We start from the raw sequence: 3,246 nt of genomic DNA on the forward strand, positions 1-3,246 counted from the left end.
TTTCTGAGGGGTGCCTCTGCGGCGCGCCTCCGAGGAGTGCTTCTGCGGAGCACTCTGGACAAGCGCGGGCCCTTGGTCCGAGGCTGTGGGACATGTGTGATCCGTACGGGCAGGACGCCGATGGGCGGGAGCAGCACCAGCACCGCGAAGGAGCGGACGCGCCCTCGGTGGACGCACCCTCCGCGGACGCGTCCTCCAGGGACGTGCGCCTCTTCTGGGAGCGGCTCGGGCTGCCCGGGATCATCGACGTGCACACCCACTTCATGCCGGAGCGCGTGCTGCGCAAGGTCTGGGCGTACTTCGACCGCTTCGGGGACGACGGCGGCGTGCCGTGGCCCATCGCCTACCGGCACACGGAGGACCGCCGGGTCGCGCTGCTTGAGGAGTTCGGGGTGCGGGCGTTCACCTCGATGCTGTACCCGCACAAGGCGGGCATGGCCCAGTGGCTCAACAGCTGGGCCCACGACTTCGCGCGGCGCACGCCGAGGTGTCTGCGCACCGCGACGTTCTTCCCGGAGCCGGGAGCCGAACGGTATGTGCGCGAGGCCGTCGCGACCGGCGCGCGCGTCTTCAAGGCGCATGTGCAGGTCGGGGGTTACGACCCGAACGACCCGCTGCTCGACCCCGTATGGGGGCTGCTCGCCGAGGCCGGGGTGCCCGTGGTGACGCACTGCGGTTCCGGGCCCGAGCCCGGCAAGCACACGGGCCCCGAGCCGGTCGCCGCGCTGCTCGCGCGCCACCCGGGGCTCAGGCTGGTCGTGGCGCACCTGGGGATGCCGGAGTACGCGGAGTTCCTCGCGCTGGCCGAGCGGTACGAGGAGGTGCGCCTCGACACGACGATGGTGTTCACCGACTTCAGCGAGGGGCTCATGCCGTTCCCGAGGGCGGAGACGGGGCGCCTTGCCGCGCTGGGCGACCGGGTCCTGCTCGGGACGGACTTCCCCAACATCCCGTACGACTACCTCCACCAGCTTCAGGCGCTCGAACGGCTCGGCCTCGGGGACGACTGGCTGCGCGGGGTCGTGTACGGAAACGCGGCACGGCTCTTCGCGGTGGAGTCCGTGGAGTCGGCGGAACCGGTGGAGTAGGGGCCCCGGAGGGTTTCTCAGGGAATTCACAGGTTCACGCAAGGGTGCTCTCACGAGCGCCGCCCAGGGTGTACGGCATGACCACGATCTCGCCCCAGGCGCACTCCGCACTGCTCAGGCCGGACGGGAGTCCCGTCCGCGTACTCGTGGTGGACGACGAGGTGTCGCTCACCGAGCTGTTGTCCATGGCCCTGCGCTACGAGGGCTGGCAGATCCGCAGCGCGGGCGACGGGGCGGGCGCGGTCAGTGCCGCGCGCTCCTTCCGGCCCGATGCCGTGGTGCTCGACATGATGCTGCCCGACATGGACGGCCTCTCCGTCCTCGGCAGACTGCGCCGCGAGATGCCGGACGTGCCCGTGCTGTTCCTGACCGCGAAGGACGCGGTGGAGGACCGCATCGCCGGGCTCACGGCGGGCGGCGACGACTACGTCACCAAGCCGTTCAGCCTGGAGGAGGTCGTGGCGCGGCTGCGCGGGCTCATCCGGCGCGCCGGTGCCGCCGGCAAGCGGAGCACATCGACGCTGGTCGTGGGCGATCTGACCCTCGACGAGGACAGCCACGAGGTGACCCGGGGCGGGGACTCCATCCACCTCACCGCCACCGAGTTCGAGCTGCTGCGCTACCTCATGCGCAACCCCCGGCGCGTGCTCAGCAAGGCGCAGATCCTCGACCGGGTGTGGAACTACGACTTCGGGGGCCAGGCCAACGTCGTCGAGCTGTACATCTCGTATCTGCGCAGGAAGATCGACGCCGGGCGCGAGCCGATGATCCACACGCGGCGCGGCGCCGGTTACCTGATCAAGTCCGCCGTGCCCGTTCCTTCGTGAGTCCGAGGGCCCCCGTGAGACGGTCGCCCCGGCGCCGCACCCTGCGGACGCGGCTCGTGCTCTCCGCCGTCGCGCTGATCGCCGTCGTCTGCGCGGTGATCGGGACCGTCACCACGATCGCCCTCAAGTCGCACCTGTACAAGCAGCTCGACGACGCGCTCGGACAGGTGGCGGCGCGGGCCGCCGGGCCCGCCGTGCTGCCCCGCGACGGCCTGCCGGGGCGGCACGGCGGCGGCCCGCCGGTCTCCCGTGACCCACTGGAGTTCGTCTCGCGCGGCCCGCAGGAGATCGGCACGATAGGCGCCGAGGTCGAGGGCGGTGCCATCAAGCGCGCCCTGGTCAGCACCGAGGCGGAGGGCGTCGGCGAACTGCCCGACGCAACCCGCCTCACCGCCGCCCAGGCCGACGCGCTCGCCTCCGTGCCGAGGGACGGCGCCGAGCACAACGCCGACATCCCCGGCCTCGGCGAGTACCGCGTCACGTACGCGACCGGCGTCAACGGCGACTTCGTCGTCGGCGTACCGACCGCCAAGGCCGCGAACACCCTGAACACGCTCATCGTCGTCGAGGTCAGCGTCACCGCGGCCGGGCTCGCCGCCGCCTCGCTCGCCGGTGCCGCGATGGTCGGCGTGGCCCTGCGTCCGCTGCGCAGGATCGCCGCCACCGCCACCCGCGTCTCCGAACTCCCCCTGCACAGCGGCGAGGTCGCCCTGCACGAGCGCGCCCCGGACGCCGATCCGCACACCGAGGTCGGCCAGGTGGGCGCCGCGCTCAACCGCATGCTCGACCACGTCCACTCCGCCCTCGACGCCCGCCAGCGCAGCGAGACGCGCGTACGCCAGTTCGTCGCGGACGCCAGCCACGAGCTGCGCACGCCGCTCGCCTCGATCCGGGGCTACGCCGAACTGACGCGGCGGGGCCGGGAGTCCGCGGGCCCCGACACCCGGCACGCCCTCGGGCGGATCGAGTCCGAGGCCGAGCGGATGACCGGGCTCGTCGAGGACCTGCTGCTGCTCGCGCGGCTCGACGCCGAGCGGCAGGAGGGCGCGGACCTGGCGGGCGGCGGCGGGGTGCGCTCATCGGCGTACCGCAGCGGCGACCTCGCGCCGCTCGTCGTCGACGCCGTCAGCGACGCCCGCGCCGCGGGTCCCGGCCACCACTGGCGGCTCGAACTGCCGGGGCCCGGCGAACCCGCCCTGGTCCGCGCCGACACCGACCGGCTGCACCAGGCCGTGGCCAACCTCCTCGCCAACGCCCGTACGCACACACCGCCGGGCACGGAGGTCACCGTCCGGGTGGGCGCGGCCTGGTGCAGCCGGTCGGTGTCGGCG

Annotated in this window: 3 protein-coding genes; all 3 read left to right on the forward strand. The window is 73.1% G+C overall.

Going from position 1 to position 3,246, the window contains the following annotated elements; translation table 11 throughout:
- Positions 1–92 precede the first annotated feature (92 nt).
- Positions 93–1,088 carry an amidohydrolase family protein gene (locus AB8Z36_RS32715; protein ID WP_369217014.1) on the forward strand — a complete coding sequence of 332 codons (996 nt, stop codon included), beginning with the start codon at positions 93–95 and terminating at the stop codon, positions 1,086–1,088.
- 77 nt (positions 1,089–1,165) lie between these two features.
- The gene (locus AB8Z36_RS32720; protein WP_369217015.1) at positions 1,166–1,915 is read left to right on the forward strand and encodes a response regulator transcription factor; all 750 of its coding nucleotides are present in this window, start codon (positions 1,166–1,168) and stop codon (positions 1,913–1,915) included.
- A 14-nt stretch (positions 1,916–1,929) separates the two neighbouring features.
- Positions 1,930–3,246: sensor histidine kinase (locus AB8Z36_RS32725; RefSeq protein WP_369217016.1), on the forward strand; the 1,317-nt coding region annotated here is incomplete at its 3' end.

The sequence above is a fragment of the Streptomyces flavofungini genome (genome assembly GCF_041028215.1).
Classification (GTDB): domain Bacteria; phylum Actinomycetota; class Actinomycetes; order Streptomycetales; family Streptomycetaceae; genus Streptomyces; species Streptomyces flavofungini_B.

Coding starts and splice junctions, on each gene's coding strand:
- AB8Z36_RS32715 (WP_369217014.1), top strand. CDS start 93: ATGTGTGATCCGTACGGGCAGGACGCCGATGGGCGGGAGCAGCACCAG.
- AB8Z36_RS32720 (WP_369217015.1), top strand. CDS start 1,166: ATGACCACGATCTCGCCCCAGGCGCACTCCGCACTGCTCAGGCCGGAC.